The organism is Janthinobacterium sp. DSP2-3-3 (assembly GCF_049897325.1).
In the GTDB taxonomy this organism is placed as follows: domain Bacteria; phylum Pseudomonadota; class Gammaproteobacteria; order Burkholderiales; family Burkholderiaceae_D; genus Janthinobacterium.
In genome coordinates this window covers 252,844-272,846 of sequence record NZ_JAFCWA010000004.1, presented here as the reverse complement: position 1 = coordinate 272,846, position 20,003 = coordinate 252,844, and the positions used below count along the sequence as shown (strand labels likewise).

Sequence of the window (20,003 nt, the reverse complement as noted above, 5' to 3'; positions counted from 1 at the left end):
ATGCCTGCCGCACTGCCCTCTCCCAGTGACGCTGGACGGAATATACTGTATATTTATACAGTTATCGCCGCCGTTGTCACTGCGCCCTGCAGTGCCATGGCCTGGCGTTCCAACCACTGTCTTTACTTAGCTTGAACACGTATGGCCACTAAAAAACCAGCATCCGACTACAGCGAATCATCCATCCGTGTCCTGAAAGGACTGGAACCCGTCAAGCAGCGCCCGGGGATGTACACCCGCACTGAAAATCCGCTGCACATCATTCAGGAAGTGATCGACAATGCCTCCGACGAGGCGCTGGGCGGTCATTGCACGCATATCGCCGTTACGCAAAACACGGATGGCAGCATCACCGTCGAAGACAACGGTCGCGGCATTCCCGTCGGCCTGCATCCGGAAGAAGGCGTGCCGACGGTGGAAATCGTGTTTACACGGCTGCACGCGGGCGGCAAGTTCGACAAGGGTTCGGGCGGCGCCTACGCATTCTCGGGCGGCTTGCACGGTGTCGGCGTGTCCGTCACCAATGCGCTGTCGACGCGCCTGGAAATCACCGTCTGGCGCAAGGAAAGCGATGGCAACGGCTTGCACCACATGGTGTTTGCGAATGGCGACGTGATCGAGCCCCTGAGTTCCCGCCCCGCCCCGCGCGACGGCAAGAAGTCGGGCACGCGCGTGACCGCCTGGCCCGATGCGAAGTATTTTGATTCGCCGAATATCTCGCAAACCGAGCTGCAGCGCCTGCTGCGCTCGAAAGCCGTGCTGCTGCCCGGCGTGACCGTCACGCTGACCAACGCCAAGACGGGCGATACGCAAACCTGGCAGTACGCGGAAGGCTTGCGCGGCTACCTGACCGAATCGCTGGCGCAGGTATCGAATGGCGAAACCCTAATTCCCCTGTTCGAAGGCGCGCAATACGCGGGTCCGGACTCGGAAGGATTTGCCGAAGGCGAAGGTGCGGCCTGGGTGGTGGCGTGGACGGAAGAAGGCGCCATCGTGCGCGAATCGTATGTCAACCTGATTCCCACCTCGAATGGCGGCACGCATGAATCGGGCTTGCGCGACGGCCTGTTTGGCGCAGTGAAAAACTTCGTCGAGATGCACTCGCTGCTGCCGAAAGGTGTGAAACTGCTGCCGGAAGACGTCTTTGCGCGCGCTTCCTTCGTGCTGTCGGCCAAGGTGCTGGACCCGCAATTCCAGGGCCAGATCAAGGAACGCCTGAACTCGCGCGACGCCGTGCGCCTGGTCTCGACCTTCACCAAGCCGCCGCTGGAACTGTGGCTGAACCAGCACGTCGACTACGGCAAGAAGCTGGCCGAACTGGTCATCAAGCAGGCGCAATCGCGCCAGCGCTCGCTGCAAAAAGTGGAAAAGAAAAAATCCTCGGGCGTCGCCGTCCTTCCCGGCAAACTGACGGACTGCGAATCGTCGGACATCACGCGCAATGAACTGTTCCTCGTCGAGGGCGACTCGGCGGGCGGTTCGGCCAAGATGGGCCGCGACAAGGAATTCCAGGCCATCCTGCCCCTGCGCGGCAAAGTCTTGAACTCGTGGGAGACGGACCGCGACCGCCTGTTTGCGAATAACGAGATCCACGATATTGCGGTAGCCATCGGCGTCGATCCGCACAGCGTGGGCGACTCGCCCGACCTGTCCGGCCTGCGCTACGGCAAGATCTGCATCCTGTCGGATGCGGACGTGGACGGCTCGCACATCCAGGTGCTGCTGCTGACGCTCTTCTTCAAGCACTTCCCGGCCCTGATCAACAAGGGACACATCTGCATCGCCCGTCCGCCACTTTACCGCGTAGACGCGCCGGCGCGCGGCAAGAAGCCGATGCAGAAAATCTACGCACTCGACGACGGCGAGCTGGTCGCGATCGAGGACAAGCTGCGCAAGGAAGGCGTGAAACAGGGCGCCTGGTCGATCTCGCGCTTCAAGGGCCTGGGCGAGATGAACGCCGAACAGTTGTGGGAAACGACGATGAACCCGGACACGCGCCGTTTGCTGCCCGTGACCCTGGGCGAAATCGACCACATGACTTCCTCCGCCCGCTTCAATATGTTGATGGGCAAGGGCGAAGCGGCAGGACGCCGCGCCTGGATCGAGGAACACGGCAATGAGGCTGAGGCGGATATCTGATGATCATCGGTATCGACCTGGGCACCACCAACAGCCTGGTCGCCATCTGGCGCGACGGCAAGGCTTGCATCATCCCGAACGCGCTGGGCGAACACCTGACGCCATCGTGCGTGAGCATCGACGACGACGGCAGCGTGCTGGTGGGCCGCGCCGCGCGCGAGCGCCTGCAGACGCACCCGCAACTGACGGCCGCCGTCTTCAAGCGCTACATGGGTAGTGAAAAGAAGATCAGCCTCGGCACGCAGCAATTCCGTCCGGAGGAGTTGTCGTCGATGGTGCTGCGTGCGCTGAAGGAAGATGCCGAAGCCTTCCTGGGCCACAAGGTCGAGGAAGCCATCATCACCGTACCCGCGTATTTCAGCGATGCGCAGCGCAAGGCCACGCGCATCGCCGGCCAACTGGCCGGCTTGCGGGTGGAGCGGCTGCTGAACGAACCGACGGCCGCCGCGCTGGCCTACGGCATCCGCGACAAGGAACAGGAAAGCAAATTCCTCGTCTTCGACCTGGGCGGCGGCACCTTCGACGTGTCGATCCTGGAGCTGTTCGAAGGCGTGATGGAAGTGCGCGCCTCGGCTGGCGACAATTTTCTGGGCGGCGAAGACTTCGTCACCGTGCTGGTGGACGCCTTTTTGGACGGCAGCGGCTTGCGCGATGCGGCCGGCAGCCGCCTGTTCGACCCGCGCCAGCAGCAGTTGCTGCGCGATGAAGCCGAGCGCGTCAAGCGCCTGCTGTCGGAGCAGCCATCCGTGCGCATGGCCACGCGCTACCAGGACAAGGAATATAGCTGGGAGATCAGCGAAGACAAACTGGCGCAGCTGTGCGAACCGCTGCTGGCACGCTTGCGCCTGCCCGTGGAACGGGCGCTGCGCGACGCCACCATCCGCGCCGCGGAGCTCGATGAAGTGGTGCTGGCAGGCGGCGCCACGCGCATGCCGCTGGTGCGTAAACTTGTCTCGCGCATGTTCGGCCGCTTCCCCGCCATCCACCTGGATCCGGACGAAGCCGTGGCGCTGGGCGCCGCCGTGCAGGCGGGCCTCAAGATGCGTGATGCGGCCCTGGACGAAGTGGTCATGACGGACGTGGCGCCGTATTCGCTGGGCATTTCGATTTCGCGCCAGATCGGTGCAAACCAGTATGAAGGCGGGCATTACCTGCCCATCATCGAGCGCAACTCCGTGGTGCCCGTCTCGCGCACGGAAAACATCACCACCATCTACGACAACCAGAAGGAAATCAACGTGGCAATCTTCCAGGGCGAATCGCGCCTGGTGGCCGACAACGTCTTCCTCGGCAAGATCAGCTTCCCGATTCCCGCGAAAAAGGCGGGCGAGATCGGCATCGACGTGCGCTTCACCTACGACGTCAGCGGCGTGCTGGAAGCGGAAGTGACGGTGCTGGCCACGCAGGAACGCCACAAGATGATCATCAGCGACAACGCGGGCGTGATGACGCCGGAACAGATCGAGCAGCGCTTTGCGGAATTGGCCGATCTGAAGATCCACCCGCGCGAGCAGATGGAAAACCGCACCCTGGTCACGCGCGCCGATCGCCTGTACGAACAGTCGCTGGGCGACGTGCGCCAGTACCTGGCAGCGCACACGGCCAACTTCCAGGCTGCGCTGGAAACGCAGGACCCGAACACCATCCGGCAAGCGCGTACGGCGTTTGCGGAGGTGCTCAAGGAAATAGAAAGTGACAGTTTCCTGTGACGGATAGCGAGACGCTGGATATCTGGCAAGTCCTGGGCATCGCCGAGACGCGCGATGAACGGGACATCAAGCGCGCCTATGTGCGCCAGTTAAAACTGAACCGTCCTGAAGACGGTGCGGCCGCCTTCCAGCGCCTGCGCGATGCCTATGAGTATGCGCTGTGCATCGCCGCGCAAAGCCAGGAACAGCAGGCGCCTGAAGCATCCGCCACCCCGGCCACAGCGCCCGCGCCAGCCCCGCTGGCAGCTGGCAAGATCGACTTTGGCAAAACGCCGCCAGCGGCATCGCCTGCCATGACAGCCGATCCCCGGAAAGAAGCACAGACCCTGTGGCGGGAATGGCTGGCCTCCGGCAACGGCATCAAGCTGTCGACGCTGGAAAAGCGCGAAGCGATGACCCACCTCGCCGTACGCGAGGAATTTGAACTCCTGGCCCTGCACTACTGCGCCACGGCCGCGTGTCATGACGCCACCCGTGGCCGCTTTATCGAGCACTACCAGTGGGACCAGCGGCTGCCGCAATTGCGCAAAATGGATGCGGAAGCGGCACGCGGCCTGGTCGGGCGCCACAACGCGACGGCTTCGCTGGCCTATTTGCGCAGCAGCGGAGAGTACGACGCATGCCTCGATCTGCTGATGGCCGCACCGCCGGCATCCGCATTCTGTCTGCACGATGTGCGATTGACGCGGACCCTGCTGGCACTCATCGAGGGCATACGCGCGCATCATGGCGACCTGCTGGCCTACAAGATCGATCCCGCGTCGATCGCCTGGTGGGAGCGCAAGGCGCGCGCCAAAAAATACTTCGGCGGTACCGCCATACGTTCCGCAGTGACCGGCCTCGCCATCTACGGGCTCGCGCTGTTCATGCATGAGCACTGGGGTTTCTTCGGCATCGACTCCTTTTATGCGATTTTCTTCGTGCTGTCACAGTTGCTATCCTTCTCGGCCTACGCCGCATACACCTTTTACCGCCCTGCCGCGCTGATTGAGCGGATGGCGCAATTCAGGCAGCAGCACTTCGGCGTCTATCTGCAGTACCGGCATCGGCACCTGTGGCAATTCGGCTGGGTGTATGCCTATGCCGGGCTGTCGCTGCTGCTGTTTATCAACCATCCATCGCCGATGCTGGTCTCCGGCGCCACGCTCCTGCTTGCCGTCTGCGCGCTAGTGGCCGTATCTGCTTCCTCGGTGCACTTCAAGCTGCGCGCCTATCTGCTCTTGCTGCCGATTGCCTCGCTGCTGGCCTGGATGATGCGGGAAACCGCCTTCGACGCCTTTCCTGCCGGCGCCTGTTTTGCTTTCAGCCTGTGCCTGCTGATACTGCTGGCGCGCAGCGGCGCGCAACTGTATCAGGCCCTGGGCTTGCCAAAGGCGTGGCACCACCGCTTGCGCATCACCTGGCTGCTGGGTGGCACATTGCTGTTTTTTGTCACGGCGGCGGGCGTGCTGCCGGCCGGGGTGGCCCCGGTGCTGGCCTGGCTGTGGTGCCTGGCCGGTGTGCCGCTGTACGCATTCACGATGCCCAATATTTCCCGCCACCTAGTATGGCCAGCCCTGCTGCTGGTCAAGATCACGCTGGTATCGAGTACCTCCTTTTTTGCCAATTTGCCCGATGCCCGCCTGATACTGCCGGAAGCCCTGCTGCCACTCATCGCGATGCTAATCCTGGCCAATCTGTTCTATGAAAACCAGCAAGAAAACGTCCATGCCTGAACGCACCCCCATGCCCAAGCAAGCCACTTCACCCTACCTGTCCCGAAACGGGAGCGACGTCTGATGGACGGCAGCATGCATGGTGCTGAACGCAGCCTATGGGACATCCTCGGCACGGCGCCGACGGGCGACGAGCGCGCCATCAAGCGCGCCTACGCGAAACGCCTGAAAGTGACACGGCCGGAAGACGACCAGGCCGCCTTCCAGGAACTGCGTGACGCCTATGAGTATGCGCTGCGCCATGCACCGCGCTTTGCCGCGGAGCTGGCGGAGATGCACGCCACACCAGCGACTGAACTGGCGGAGCCGGGTCCGGCGGATCCGCCTTCGGCGCTCGTTTCCCGCTTGAAGTCAGACGCAGGCCTGGCGGCACCGGTGCCAGAGCCAGTACCTGTGCAAGAGCCGGCAGCCGAACTGTGGGGCGTCATCGCCGACGCGGCGCAGGAGACACACGCGGCGCAGGAAACGCCTGCGGAGCTGTGGGGCGTCCCCGACGAACCAGCGCAGGAACGCACGCCGCCATCGGAATTATGGGGCGTGGTCGCCATCGATCCCGTACAGGAAGCCGCCAGCCTGTGGCAGGCATTTCTGGTGCATGCACGGCGCCGCAACGCGGCCGCCCTGCTGCCTACTTTCCTTGAGCGCGAAGAATTGCTCAACCTCGACGTGCGCGAGGAATTCGACCTGTGCGCGCTGCGCTATTGCGCCAGCGCCGGCTATGACTTGGCGCTGCGCCAGGCCCTGTTCGAGCAGCTGGGCTGGGACCACGATTTTTCCTATCTGGCGCGTAGCCATGTGGATCTGGTGCGCAGCGCCGTACAGCGCTACCGGGCGGACCGCTCGTTCGCCCATTTCAGCGACAACCGCGACAACTATCCCGGCCTGGATTGCATCATGTCGCAACAGCCACCTGGCGCCTACGCGCGCCAGCTGTTCGACCAAAAATTCACGCTGCAGCTGCGCCAGTTGCTGCAGGCGATACGCTGGCAGCACAGCGAGATGCTGGCTTACAAGCTCGATGCCGACCTGTTCGAGCAATGGGAACACGCCGCCCATGCCAAGCGCTACTTCAAGCAGACGGCGCTCGCTTCGTGCGGCCTGGGCTTCGTGCTGCACTTCATGCTCTCGGGCGTGCTCGATGCGGCGGGCTTCACGCTCGGCGACACGGCTGCCTATGCCAGCCTGCTGGGCTTCCAGGCGCTGGCCTTTGCCCTGCTGGCCATGCATGCCTTGCGCTGGCCGGCGCCGCTGTTCACGCGCCTGGAAGCGCTGCAGGAGTCGCTGCAGGAACACCTGCCCGTGCTATGGGCGCGGCGCGGCTTGCGGCAACTGGGCTGGATCGTGCCCTATCTGCTGCTGGTGCTGCTGCTCTTCCTGCCCGAGCGCAGCGAGACTATGCGCCTCGTGACCACGGCCGGTTTGTGCGCGTCGGCCCTGCTCGCGTATGCGATGAACCGCCAACTGCTGCATGGCATGCTGTTGCTCCTGTGCCTGGGCCTATCGCTGTTCGCCGCCATGTTCATGAGCGGCAAAGGCCAGTCGGCGCTGGCCGTCGGCGATGCCATGCCATTGATGTTTTGCCTGGCGGCGCTGGCCCTGCGCAGCGCCAGCGGTCTGTATGGCGATTGCGGCTGGCCAGAGGCGCTCTTGCCCCGCCTGCGCGCCGCATGGCTGATCGGCTGTGCGGGCTTGCTGTCGCTACTGTATGTACAGCAATTGCCGGCCGCCCTCGTCGGCGCCATGCTGTTTCTCTGGTCGTGCGCCGGCTTGCTGTTTTCCCCCACAGATTTCCGCTGGAAGACGCTCTGGCCGCTGGTGCTGGTCCCATCCATCGGCATTTTTTTGCTGGCCGGTCAGGCTCCTTCCATCCGCGCCATGCCTATGATGCATAACAGCGTCGAACTGGCCGTGGCCGTGGTGTATCTCACCTTGCACTACATGTATCTGACGTACGGCAAGTCCTTTTCCAAATCCCGGCTGTCATAATCAGCTCTACGAACTCAACCGCAACCACTCAACACCGAAACAAGCGCCATGTCCACACAAACCAATTTATTTGACGATGCCCAGCCTGAGCCGATCGAGCCGGATGAACCGGTATTCGACGGCGAAGCGCTGACCCTCTCTACCTTCGCCGAGCGCGCCTATCTCGATTACGCCATCTCGGTCGTCAAGGGCCGCGCCCTGCCCGACGTGTGCGATGGCCAGAAACCCGTGCAGCGCCGCATCCTGTATGCGATGAATGAGCTGGGGCTCAATTCCACGGCGAAGCCGCGCAAATCGGCGGCCGTGGTCGGCGACGTACTGGGCAAGCTGCATCCGCACGGCGACCAGTCCGTGTACGACGCGCTGGTGCGCATGGCGCAGGATTTCTCGCTGCGCTACCCGCTGATCGATGGCCAGGGCAATTTCGGCTCGCGCGATGGCGATGGCGCGGCGGCCATGCGTTACACGGAAGCGCGTTTGACGCCGATCGCCAAGCTGCTGATGGATGAAATCGGCATGGGCACGGTGGACTTCCAGCCCAACTACGACGGTTCGACGGAAGAACCGAAGCTGCTGCCAGCGCGCCTGCCGATGGTGCTGCTGAATGGCGCCTCCGGCATCGCCGTCGGCCTGGCCACGGAAATCGCCTCGCACAACCTGACGGAAGTGGCGAAAGCGGCAGTGGCCATGATCCGCGATCCAAAGATGACGCACGCCGAGCTGATGGCCTTGATTCCCGGCCCGGACTTCCCCGGCGGCGGCCAGATCATCACGCCGCCCTCGCAAATCCAGGACATGTATGCGAGCGGCCGTGGCAGCATGAAAGTGCGCGCGCGCTGGAAGATCGAAGAGCTGGCGCGCGGCCAGTGGCAAGCCGTCGTGACGGAACTGCCGCCGGGTACGTCGTCGCAAAAGGTGCTGGAAGAAATCGAGGAATTGACCAATCCGAAGATCAAGCTGGGCAAGAAGGCGCTGTCGCCGGACCAGGTAGCTCTGAAAGCGCTGATCCTCAATTCGCTCGACACCATCCGCGATGAATCGGGCCGCGCCGCGCCCGTGCGCCTGGTGTTCGAGCCGAAGTCGAAGAACCAGGACCAGACGGAATTCATGCTGATGCTGCTGGCGCACACCTCGCTGGAATCGTCGACCTCGATCAACCTGGTGATGATAGGCGGCGATGGCCGTCCGCGTCAGAAAGGCCTGGGTGACATCCTGCGCGAGTGGATCGATTTCCGCTTCGAGACCGTCACCCGCCGCACCGGCTACAAACTGGGCAAGGTCAAGGACCGCATTCATATCCTGGAGGGACGCGAAGCAATCCTGCTCAATATCGACAAGGTGATCCAGATCATCCGCAATTCGGATGAACCGAAAACGGCCCTGATCGAGGCCTTCAAGCTGTCCGAACGCCAGGCCGACGACATCCTGGAAATCCGCTTGCGCCAGCTGGCGCGCCTGGAAACGATCAAGATCCAGCAAGAGCTAGCCGAGCTGCGCAAGGAAGAAAAGTCGCTGCAAGACCTGCTCGACAACCCCGGCTCGATGAAGCGCGCCATCATCCGTGAAATCGAAGCGGACGCCAAGCAGTTCGGCGACGCGCGCCGTACCCTGATCGAGGAAGCGCAAAAGGCCGTGGCCGAACAGAAGGTGGTCGATGAACCGGTCACCGTCATCATTTCGGAAAAAGGCTGGGTGCGCGCACGCACCGGTATCGGCCATGATGCGGCGCAGTTCACCTTCAAGGCGGGCGACACGCTGCATGGCGCCTTCGAGTGCCGCACGGTCGATACCCTGCTGGGCTTCGGCAACAACGGCAAGATTTATTCCGTGCCGGTGTCCGCCCTGCCCAATGCGCGTGGCGACGGCGTGCCGATCACCACCTTGTGCGACCTGAGCGGCGGCACGCCCGGTAACGCCGTACGCATCCTGCATTACTTTGCGGGCAATGGCGCCACCAATTTGCTGCTGGCGTCGAGCGCTGGCTACGGCTTCATCGCCAAGGCGGGCGACATGAGCAGCCGCCTGAAAGGTGGCAAGGCCTTCATCACCCTGGACGACGGCGACGTGCCCCTGGCCCCGAAGGTCATCCCCGAGGCGGCCAGCGCCCTGGCCTGTTTGACGGAAGGCGCGCGCCTGCTGGTATTCGGCCTCGATGAAATGAAAACGCTATCCAAGGGCGGCACCGGCGTCAAGCTGATCGACCTGGACGCCAAGGACAAGCTGCTGGCCGTGCAGCCGATCACCCAGCGCGGCGTGGTGGTCTCGGGCATCGGCCGGGCATCGAAGCCGCAGGATGCATCGCTCGGCGCCACGGCCCTGGTCGAGCACTTCGGCAAGCGTGCGAAGAAGGGCAAGCTGCTGGCGGCCAAGCTGAAACCGGTCTCGATGGCGGCCATCGGCTGATCGTCATCGATCCATACGAAAAGACAGGTTCGCCTGTCTTTTTTTCGTCCATCGCCGCCTACCGGCAACAGGAAAAATACATTTACAGATAATTTTACATATATTCCCCGCACTCCCGTTATCCCTGCAGGTATGCCACCGGCATGCCGCCATAGACAGGAGAGCCGGTATGAGCAACAACGTTTCAAGCAAGCTGCCATGCAGCGCCTGACCGCTGCCGAACGGCTGGTAGCGGCCATGGCGGCCGAAGGCTTGCCGTATAAAAGCATCGCCAGAGAACTCGGCAAGTCGCCGGCGACCGTCCGCAACCAGCTGCATGCGATTTACCAAAAACTCGGCGTGGGCAACCGCACGGCGCTCGCCTGCAAACTGCGCGGCAAGCCTTAACGGCGCGACAGGCGCAGCACGTCGGGCGTCGCCTCGACGATGTCGATCACCTCTTGCGGCCCCGGCGCGCCAGCCAGTGCATACCGCCCCATGCCCAAGGGCTGCAGCCGGGTAAGCGGACCGGCACGGGGGCGGTCATCGGCGCCGGGCGACAGGCTGGTCATGCTCGCCTCGCCTCCTTCCATGCTCCCGGTACCGACGCCAAACTCCAGCACCTTGCGCCCCTTGCGGCTGGGAGGAAAGGCGAATGTGGCCGTGGGCCGGTACACCTCGATACCGTCTGCATCCTCCTCGAAGGAATGCGTCCAGCTACCGCTGGGCAATGCCATTGTCATGCCGTGCATGGCGCCTCCCGTTAAACACATTGACGTCAGAAACACGATACCACGCCGCCCAGGCTTTCATAGCCGCTCACGGAGGGCGACCAGGCCGTACCGTTCCACGCCTTGTGGAACAGGGCGCCATTCGTGCCTGTGACAAACACGTCGAGGCGGTTCGGCGCCCAAGCCGTGGCGCGCGGACGCGAGGTGCACACGCCGCCCAGGTTTTCAGCTCCCGTCAGGGATGGCGACCAGGCGGATCCATTCCACGCCTTGTGGTACAGGGCGCTATCGGTGCCGATGACAAACAGGTCGAGACGGTTGGCCGCCCACGACACGGCTTCCACCTCGCCCACGCAGATCCCGCCCAGGCGCTCGAAGCCATCGATGGAAGGTCCCCATGTCGCGCCATCCCACCATTTATGGTACAGGGCGCCGTCGGTACCCGTGACAAACACGTCGAGCCGGTTCGGCCCCCACGCCACCGCCTTCGGCGACGAGGTGCAGATGCCGCCCAGGCGCTCGTAGCCCGTCGGCGACGGTCCCCATGCCGTGCCGTTCCACCACTTGTGGTACAGCGCATGGTCGGAACCAATGACGAACACGTCCAGGCGGTTCGGCCCCCATGCCACGGCTTCCGGCTGGCCCAGGCAGATGCCGCCCATGGCTTCGTAACCCATCAACGATGGTCCCCAGGCGGTACCGTTCCACCACTTGTGATACAGGCCGCGATCCGTGCCGACGACAAACACGTCGAGACGGTTCGGTCCCCAGGCCACGGCGCGCGGGTCGCCCACGCACAAGCCACCCATCGCTTCATAGCCGGTCAGCGACGGCCCCCAGGCCGTGCCATTCCACCATTTGTGGAACAAGCCGCTGTCGCTGCCCGTGACGAACACATCGAGCCGATCCGGCGCCCACGACACCACCTGCGGCGCACTGGTACAGATGCCACCCTGCCCCTCGTAGCCGGTGACGGACGGCGCCCAGGCCGTGCCATTCCAGGCCTTGTGGCATAGCGCGCGGTCCGTGTCCAGCACGAAGACGTCGAGGCGATTCGCGCCCCAGGCCACGACGGGCGAGGAACTCTGGCGCGGCGTGGCGCCAGTGCCTCCCGTTCCGGTGCCGATGCTGGCGCGCGGACCATCGAGACAGGCCTGCATGCGCGCCACCTGGCCCGCGGTGAACATGAACATGGCGGAATCGTCGACGTAATCCATGTAGTTCATGAACAAGTCGCCATTCGGCCCGTTACTGCAGGACACCTGGGGAAACGAGGGCTGGCCCATATTCGGCCCGCCCTGGTTCGGCGTGTCGGCCACATTGTCCGTGCCCGAGCACCCCGTGCCGTCATCGCCCCAGATATGGTTCAAATTCAGCCAGTGGCCGATTTCATGCGTGGCCGTGCGTCCCAGGTGAAACGGTGGCGCGGCCGTGCCGGTGGTGCCGAAGGCCGATTGCAGAATCACCACGCCGTCGGTGGCGGCCGGGCCGCCGGGAAACTGCGCGTAGCCCAGCAAGCCGCCGCCCAGCTGGCAAACCCAGACATTCAGGTAGCTGTCGGCCGGCCAGGCGTCCATGCCGCCCATCGCCTGCGACTTGACGGCATCGTCGGCGCCAAAGGAGGCCAGCGTCGTCTGGCGCCGCTCGATGCCGCTGGTAGCCGCGCCATGCGGATCGATCGTGGCCAGCGCAAACTCCACGCGCGCATCGGCCGTCAGCGGCAGGAACGGTGCCGGTGTGCTGTTCACATCCGGATTGACGCGCCGGAAATCCCGGTTCAGCACATCGAGCTGGCTGGCGATCTGCGCATCCGAAATATTCTGCGCGGCCGTATTCCACACCACGTGCACCACCACCGGTATCTGCGTCACGCCGGAACGTCCGGCAATGCCGCTGTCGCCCTCATAGAGCCCGGCCAGGTTTTCGATATCGGCGCGTACGTTCGCATAGGACGGATCTTCGGTCAGCAGGCGGCGATGCACGTCCATCGTGGCGCAGGTGCGCGTGTGCGGCGCACCGCCACCCTGCCCACCATCACCACCGCTGCCCATGCCACCACCGCCCACACCGCCGCCGGTCCCCATGCCGCCGTCACCGCCGACTTGCATGCAACTGGTGCCCGCCATGCCCTGCGGCGCCTGCTGCATGCCGCCAGCCGGCATGGCGCTGGCATCCGCTGCGACCGCGCCCTGGGTGAGCGCCGCCTGGTCGGCATACGACACGCCCAGGCGCGGCCCCGACATGGCATCGCCGCTCACCACATCAGCGCCGGCCTGCATGTCGCCTTCGACCGGCATCGCCTGCATGGAAGACATGGACGGCATGGAGGGCATGCCTTCAGCCGAACCGGTAGCCGGTGATTTTTTCGTTTTAGCGGTGCTCATGATGTCTCCCTTCGTCTGTTTTCCAGCTCACTATGGCACGGCGAAAAGCGGAGCATTTGCGCCAGATCAAGATCGGCAAGCGGTGCAAAAGAAAAGCGCCAGACGAAAAAAAGACAGCCGAAGCTGTCTTTTGGGTTTGCAGGCCGTGGCCCGCAAACAGGGAATTACTTGGCGGCGGCTGCCTTGACTTCAGCGTCGGCCTTGGCCTTGGCTTCTACCGTCTTGGTGGCGGCGAGGGCTTTATCGGCGTTCGCTTCCACTTTTTCCTTGGCGACCTTGGCGTTCGCTTTCACGGCCGTCTTGGTGGCTTTCGCATCGGCCTTGGCATCGGTTTTATCTGCCTTGGCTTCCGCTTTCAGCTTGTCTTCAGCATCAGCGTTGACGACTTTGTCGTGGGCCTTGGCCTTGGTTTTATTGGCCTTGTGATGGGCATCGGCTTTCTTTTCGTCGGCCTTCATTTCGGCCTTGGCGACATTGGCGTCAGCTTTGGCATCGACTTTTGCTTCCGAAGCGGCAGCCTTGTTGACGTCTTTTTGTGCGGAAGCCTGGGCTTTCACGACAGCTTCCGTGGCCGGTGCGGTTTGAGCGAAGGCGGCGGTAGCAAACAGGGTGGCGATCAGGGCGGCGAGTAATTTGTTCATGATGTGACCTTTCAATATGGATTAATTTTATTCTTACTAAAGGCGGGCAAAATGTTCAAAATTTGCCAGGCATCGCGCTGTTTCTTGATGTAGCGCAATGGCATGACTTCATAGTAAAGACAAAACTAAAACCAGACTGTGCGCTATCGCACTCAATGGAAAATATGTGCAATTCGGCAAATTCCCCATTGGGTGCAATGGCACTGTCAAATCCTCATGCGCTCACGGCCAGGGCCGCGTGGCGTGCCGCCACCCACTCTTCATTGGCCGGCTCCACGCCCACCACGATGCGGCTGGCCTCGGTAGAAATACGGCCGGCGTTGCGCACATTGGCCTCCGCGTCGAGCACGGGGCCAATAAAGCCCAGCTCGGCGCAGATGCGCTGGCGCAGTTCGGCGCTGTGCTCGCCGATACCGGCCGTAAACACCAGCATGTCCAGCCCACCCAGCACGGCCGTCAGGGCGCCGATTTCGCGCACGATGCGGCGGATATACAGGGCCAGCGCGGCGCGGATGCGTTCGCCCGTGGCATCTTGCCGGTTCTGCTGCGCCAGCAGCACCGGTGGATCGGCCGACACGCCCGACACGCCCAGCAAGCCAGATTCGTGGTAGAGCACATGCGCCACTTTTTCCAGCGACAGTTTTTCGATTTCCATCAAGTAGATGACCGCGCCCGGATCGAGCGAACCGCAGCGCGTGCCCATCATCAGGCCATCGAGCGCGGAAAAGCCCATGGTGGTGGCCACGCTGTGCAAATTGTCCATGGCGCACAGGCTGGCGCCGCTGCCCAGGTGCGCGACGATGACCTTGCCGCGCGCGACAGAGCCGAAGCGCTGCTCCAGCACCAGTGACTGGTATTCGTACGACAGGCCGTGGAAGCCGTAGCGGCGCAAGCCCCGCTCCCACGCATCGTAAGGCAGGGCCAGCATCTGTTCGACCTGCGGCACCGTGTGGTGGAAGGCCGTGTCGAAGCACGCCACCTGGGCGATATCGGGCCGCGATTCGAGCAGCACCTCGATCGCCTCCAATGCGAACGGCTGGTGCAGCGGCGCCAACGGCACAAAACTTTTCAGGTCCGCCAGCACCTTGAAATCGATGCGCACGGGGGCGAAATACTTGCTGCCGCCATGCACCACGCGATGCGCCACCGCGCGCAGCGGGCGCCCGGCCAGCTGTGCCACGACTTGCGCGCGGATGTATTCGAGGGCCGCGTGATGGGGCTGCTCCACATCGAGCTGCAAGGCGACTGCCGGCAGGCCGCCAGCGCGGTAAGTGGCACTTTCGCGGCCGATGCCTTCGACCTTGCCGCTCCATTGCGCCTGCTGCGGCAGCACGCCACCGGCTTGCTCGAACAAGGCGAACTTGATGCTCGACGAGCCGCAATTGAGCACCAGGATCAGGGCGCCGTCGGCGTATTCGCCGGCATGGTGGGCTGGTACGTTCATGGTGGCGTGCTCCGGTAATGATTGGCCAGCATCACGGCGATGGCGCATGAAGCGATGCGACTGGCGCGCGAGTCGGCGCGGCTGGTGAGGATGATGGGAATTTTCGCGCCCAGCACGATGCCGGCGCTGTCCGCATCGCCCATGTATTCAAGCTGCTTGGCCAGCATGTTGCCGCTTTCCAGGTCGGGCACCAGCAAAATGTCGGCGCGCCCCGCCACCTCCGAGACGATGCCTTTGACGGTGGCGGCGGCTATTGACACGGCGTTGTCGAAGGCCAGCGGGCCGTCGAGGATGGCGCCAGTGATCTGCCCGCGGTCGGCCATCTTGCACAGCGCGGCCGCATCCAGCGTGGCCGGCATGTCCGCATTCACCGTTTCCACGGCGGCCAGGATGGCCACGCGCGGTCTGGCCACGCCGATCACGTGCGCCAGGTCGATGGCGTTGCGCAAGATGTCGGCCTTCATGGCCAGGTTCGGCGCGATATTGATGGCCGCATCCGTGATGATGAAAGGACGCGGATACGCGGGCGTCTGCATCAGGAAGCAGTGGCTGACGCGGCGCTTGGTGCGCAGACCGGCGCTGGCGGCCAGCACGGCCGACATCAGTTCATCCGTGTGCAGGCTGCCCTTCATCAGCGCCGCCACCTCGCCCTTGCCCGCCAGTTCGGCGCCGCGCGCGGCGGCAGCATGGCTATGCTCGACATCCTCGATGGCGATGCCGGCCAGGCTCAGGCCAGCCTCCAGCGCCACCGCTTCCAGGCGCGCGCGCGGCGCCACCAGCACGGGCGTGATCAGGCCGGCCGCATGGGCGTCCAGCGCGCCCGACAAGCTCAGTTCATCGCAAGGGTGAATCACGGCCACCTTGATCGGACCCAGCGTGCGCGCCTGCTCCAGCAGGCGCCGCGTGCCGTCGCCGTTATGCAGGCGAACTTCGGGCAGGGTGGCGCGCTTGCGTTCGATCTGCTCGGCGGGCGCGATCACCTGCGCTTCGCCGTCGAGCACCACGGCGCCATGCTGGTTGACGCAGCGGCAGGCCAGCGTCACGTGGCGGTTGCGCGGCTCGAGCGCAGTGACGGTGACGGTGATGGCCAGCGTATCGCCCACGCGCACGGGCTGCAGGAAACGCAGGGTCTGGCCCGTGTAGACGGTGCCGGCGCCGGGCAGGCGCGTCCCCAGCACGGCGGAGATGAGGGCGGCGCCCCACATGCCGTGCGCGATCACGCCCTGGTAGCGGCTGGAGGCGGCAAATTCGGCATCCAAGTGCTGCGGGTTGTCATCGCCCGACATCACCGCGAACAGGGCGATATCGTCCATGCTCAGGGTGCGCGTGATGCTGGCAGTGTCGCCGATGGCGATCTGGTCGAAGGTGCGGTTACGCACGATATGCAAATCATTGTCTTGGGTAGTAGTCATCGTGATCTTCTAGGCAGAGGTAGTGTTTTTGGCAGGTTTGGCCTGGATAGCAGGCTGGGACGCAGTTTGAGATGCATGCGCGGCCGGTGGCAGCGCCTTCGCGTGCGCCTTGATCGCGCGGTCGAATACCTCCAGCATTTGCTGCAGGCTCGCTTCCTCGTCCGGCGTCGGCGCTTCAGGCACTTGCAGCACTTGCTGCAGCCATTCGCCCAGCGCGCCGATGGCATCCGGTTCGGCACGCGACAGCAAAGTCGGCAAGGCGGCGATGGCGGCATCGAAATCATGCAGCATCAAACGCGCCTGCTGGCGCACGATGCCGCGGAACTCCTCCATGTTGAAATCCTGCCGGTATTGCGGCTTGATTAATTTGAGGGCCAGGTTGACCCTGCGCTCGTCGGCGATCATGCGGAAGCGGTAGATGTAGAACAGCGCGCGCACGGCCGCTTCCACCAGAGCCCCGTGCTGCATGTCCTCGTCCATCTTGCGCGTTTCGCAGCGCACGTATTCGCAATGTTCGGGCGAGATACCGGGGTGAGGACGCGGCGGCGTGGCGTCGCCGATGGCTTGTCCCGTCAGCGCCTGCACCAGGGGGTTACCGTACACCAGGTCGAAGGTGGTTTCCTGCACCGTGTCGCGCCAGTCGCGCCAGCTGTTCAAGCCGGCCGTGATGGCGCCAGAGATAGCCTCCTGCATGGCCAGCAGCGGATTGTCGGGCGCCACAGGCTGGCGATGGGCACGCACTTTTTCCGCCTCTTTGGCCACCAGCCTGGCCAGTGGATTGTGGTCGGTCCAGCGCTCGTACGACACGCGTAGCGGATGCGTGAGCTGCAGGAAGCGCGCCGTTTGCGGCGTGACCATGGCGCGCACCCAAGGCTGCGCGAAGGTGCGGTACAGCGCCAGGTTCACTTCGGACACGCGCGCGGCGGCGGCGAACTTGCGGTCGTTTTCCACGCTTGGCTGCACGATTGCGCGCACGTCCTCGATGCTGCGGTGCTCGACCTGCAGCACATAGTCGCCGCTGGCCAGGTCGGCGTTCGGCGTATCGGGCGTCTTATCGACGATCCGCGCTTCGTAGATGCCGGCCGGCAGCAGGTTGATCAGGTCGATATTGCTGGCAAATTTCTGGTGTTCCTTGTGTCCCACCTTGGCCGACACGAAAATACCCAGGTGGCCGATGCTGTCATGCACGGCATACACGATGGTCTGGTCGTGCAGCAGCACATCGTTGTCGTCGCGGTACAGGTCCGTGATCCAGCCCAGGGCCTGCGGTGGCGGCGTGATGTTGTCGCCGTTCGAGCAAAACACGACGATAGGCGAACGGATATTGCGCAAGTCCAGGCGTACGCCGTCGGCGGTGATCAACTCCGCCGTGGCCAGGCGGTTGCCGATGAACAGATTGTCGACGATATACTGCATCTCGACATCGTTGAGGAATACGTGGCCGCCCCAGTATTTTTCAAATTCCAGATAGCGCGGTGCTTCCGTATCGATGTTTGCGTACAGGTTGTACTGCTTGCTCCACAGAGTGTTGGCCGGGTTCAGCTTCTCGAAATTCTGCACCAGGCTGGCGCCGTCGAAACGGCCGTTGCCCAGGTCGCCCGCCAGCGCCGTGGCCCAGCTACCGCCCATCAGACCACCCGCATAGCGCATCGGATTGCGGCCATGCCAGCCGGCCCAGTACGACACAGGCGCGCCGGCCACGATGATGGGACCGAACAGTTCCGGGCGCATGGCCGCCGTCATGAGGATTTGCCAGCCCGCCTGGCAATTGCCGATGACGACGGGCTTGCCCTCGCTGAGCGGATGCAGGGCGATGACTTTCTCCAGGAAGGCCGCCTCGGCGTGCATCACGTCCTCCACCGTCTGTCCCGGCACGGGATCGGGCAGGAAACCGATGAAGTAGCACGGGTGACCGGCGCGCAGGGCCACGCCGATCTCGCTCTCGGCCTTGAAGCCGCCGATGCCGGGACCGTGGCCGGCGCGCGGATCGACGACGACGAACGGGCGTTTCGACGGGTCGGGCTGCGGCACATCGGGCGTCAAGATGCGCGCCAGGCCGTAGTTGACGGGACGCGCCAGCTCCAGGCCGGACATCACCAGTTCGGCGGGGAAATCCAGCACGTTCGGCACTTCCTCGGCCAGATGCTCCTGGTACTGGTTGCCGCGCCGGCGCATCACGTCCGCGTACAGCACGATGCGCTGCCACGAGTCGCGTGCATAGTCGCCCAGCATGCCCAGGGACGGCAAGCCGCCGGTGGAAAAAAATGGAGCAGATTCGATCTTCATGGCTATCCTTTTCATGCAAACAAACGCCGGAACATTCCGGCGCAGGGCCTACGCCATCTGGCTGATGGTCTTGCGAAAGCGCGCCAGAGCGAAGGTAAACAGGGCCGTGCCGATTGCCAGCAGGGCCAGGAACGGTTTCCATACCACGTCGATGCCGGCGCCCCGGTACAAAATCGCCTGGCTCAATTCGACAAAATGCGTGGTCGGTGCGATCAGCATGATGTTCTGCACCAGGTCGGGCATGCTTTCGCGCGGCGTGCTGCCGCCCGAGAGCATCTGCAGCGGCAGCAGCACGAGGATCAGCAGCATGCCGAACTGCGGCATGCTGCGCGCCACGGTGGCCAGGAAAATGCCCATCGAGGTGGTGGCAAACAGATGCAGGGCCGCGCCGCACAGGAACAGTGCGATCGAGCCTTCGATGGGCACATGCAGCATGCCGCGCACCACCAGGTTCAGCGACAGGGCGGCGGCCAGCAGCACCACCAGTCCCATCGACCAGACCTTGCCCAACATGATTTCGGCCGGCGTCACGGGCATCACCAGCAAGTGCTCGATGGTGCCATGTTCGCGCTCGCGGATCAGGGCCGCACCCGTGAGGATGATCGACAGCATCGTCACCTGGTTGATGATTTCCATCAGCGAGCCGAACCACGCCTGGCTGAGTGAAGGGTTGAAGCGCGCGCGCATCACCAGCTCCACCGGCGAGACCGTCGCGCCCCGGTAGCGCTTGGTGAATTCGGCCACTTCGCCGGCGACGATCTGCTGGATGTAGCCGCTGCCGCTGAAAGCCTGGCTCATGCGCGTGGCATCCACGTTCAGCTGGAGCTCCGCCTGGCGCCCGCCCAGCACGTCCGCCTGCAGCTTGGGCGGTATCGTCAGCACGAAGGTGTACTGGCCCGCGTCCAGGCCCGCATCGACCTGGCTCTGGTTGATCATGGCCGGCGGCGTGAACTGCGGCGGGAAGAAGGCCGCGGCGATGCGCCCCGACAGCGGCGAGCCATCCTCGTCGACGATGGCGATCGAGGCCATGTGCAGGGTTTCCGGCTTGGCCGTGGCGGCCACGTAGATCGCCAGCGTAAAGGTATACAAAATCAGGACCAGCATCATCGGATCGCGGATCAGGCTCCAGATTTCCTTCACGCCCAGGCGGTAGATATTTTCAAGGTGGCGCATA

13 protein-coding genes are annotated in these 20,003 nt (G+C 63.8%); 6 read left to right on the top strand and 7 right to left on the bottom strand.

What is annotated here, in order from left to right:
* Nucleotides 1-141 precede the first annotated feature (141 nt).
* From ACP7DE_RS10220 to ACP7DE_RS10195, 6 genes are all read left to right on the top strand, one after another.
* The gene (locus ACP7DE_RS10220; RefSeq protein WP_426071998.1) at nt 142-2,139 is read left to right on the top strand and encodes a DNA topoisomerase IV subunit B; all 1,998 of its coding nucleotides are present in this window, start codon (nt 142-144) and stop codon (nt 2,137-2,139) included.
* Nucleotides 2,139-3,848 carry a molecular chaperone HscC gene (locus ACP7DE_RS10215; protein ID WP_426071997.1) on the top strand — a complete coding sequence of 570 codons (1,710 nt, stop codon included), beginning with the start codon at nt 2,139-2,141 and terminating at the stop codon, nt 3,846-3,848. Before ACP7DE_RS10220 ends, ACP7DE_RS10215 begins: the two co-directional genes overlap by 1 nt.
* The gene (locus tag ACP7DE_RS10210) at nt 3,845-5,563 is read left to right on the top strand and encodes a hypothetical protein (RefSeq protein ID WP_426071996.1); all 1,719 of its coding nucleotides are present in this window, start codon (nt 3,845-3,847) and stop codon (nt 5,561-5,563) included. The genes ACP7DE_RS10215 and ACP7DE_RS10210 overlap by 4 nt, the downstream gene beginning before the upstream one ends.
* Nucleotides 5,564-5,626: 63 nt before the next feature.
* The gene (locus tag ACP7DE_RS10205; protein ID WP_426071995.1) at nt 5,627-7,549 is read left to right on the top strand and encodes a hypothetical protein; all 1,923 of its coding nucleotides are present in this window, start codon (nt 5,627-5,629) and stop codon (nt 7,547-7,549) included.
* A gap of 48 nt (nt 7,550-7,597) precedes the next feature.
* Nucleotides 7,598-9,952, top strand: a complete 2,355-nt coding sequence (parC, locus tag ACP7DE_RS10200; RefSeq protein WP_426071994.1) for a DNA topoisomerase IV subunit A — start codon at nt 7,598-7,600, stop codon at nt 9,950-9,952.
* 198 nt (nt 9,953-10,150) lie between these two features.
* Entirely contained in the window at nt 10,151-10,339 is a 189-nt protein-coding gene (locus tag ACP7DE_RS10195) for a helix-turn-helix domain-containing protein (protein WP_426071993.1), read from the top strand.
* On the opposite strand, the gene ACP7DE_RS10190 is transcribed toward ACP7DE_RS10195, so the two are convergent.
* The 7 genes from ACP7DE_RS10190 to ACP7DE_RS10160 all read right to left on the bottom strand — a co-directional run bounded on the left by ACP7DE_RS10190 (nt 10,336) and on the right by ACP7DE_RS10160 (nt 20,002).
* Nucleotides 10,336-10,683: a hypothetical protein gene (locus ACP7DE_RS10190; protein ID WP_426071992.1), complete on the bottom strand. Its 348-nt coding sequence runs from the start codon at nt 10,681-10,683 to the stop codon at nt 10,336-10,338. The two genes, ACP7DE_RS10195 and ACP7DE_RS10190, sit on opposite strands and share 4 nt — an antisense overlap.
* A 26-nt stretch (nt 10,684-10,709) precedes the next feature.
* Nucleotides 10,710-13,046, bottom strand: a complete 2,337-nt coding sequence (locus ACP7DE_RS10185; protein WP_426071991.1) for a M43 family zinc metalloprotease — start codon at nt 13,044-13,046, stop codon at nt 10,710-10,712.
* A gap of 164 nt (nt 13,047-13,210) precedes the next feature.
* Nucleotides 13,211-13,687: a hypothetical protein gene (locus tag ACP7DE_RS10180; RefSeq protein ID WP_426071990.1), complete on the bottom strand. Its 477-nt coding sequence runs from the start codon at nt 13,685-13,687 to the stop codon at nt 13,211-13,213.
* A 214-nt stretch (nt 13,688-13,901) separates the two neighbouring features.
* A complete protein-coding gene (locus ACP7DE_RS10175; protein ID WP_426071989.1) occupies nt 13,902-15,131 on the bottom strand; it encodes an acetate/propionate family kinase in 1,230 nt (409 codons plus the stop codon).
* The gene (locus ACP7DE_RS10170; RefSeq protein ID WP_426071988.1) at nt 15,128-16,543 is read right to left on the bottom strand and encodes a bifunctional enoyl-CoA hydratase/phosphate acetyltransferase; all 1,416 of its coding nucleotides are present in this window, start codon (nt 16,541-16,543) and stop codon (nt 15,128-15,130) included. Before ACP7DE_RS10170 ends, ACP7DE_RS10175 begins: the two co-directional genes overlap by 4 nt.
* A 9-nt stretch (nt 16,544-16,552) precedes the next feature.
* Nucleotides 16,553-18,829, bottom strand: coding sequence for a DUF3141 domain-containing protein (locus ACP7DE_RS10165; RefSeq protein WP_426071987.1), 2,277 nt, complete (start codon nt 18,827-18,829; stop codon nt 16,553-16,555).
* 48 nt (nt 18,830-18,877) lie between these two features.
* Entirely contained in the window at nt 18,878-20,002 is a 1,125-nt protein-coding gene (locus ACP7DE_RS10160; protein ID WP_426071986.1) for an ABC transporter permease, read from the bottom strand.
* Between the last annotated feature and the right edge of the window lies 1 nt (nt 20,003).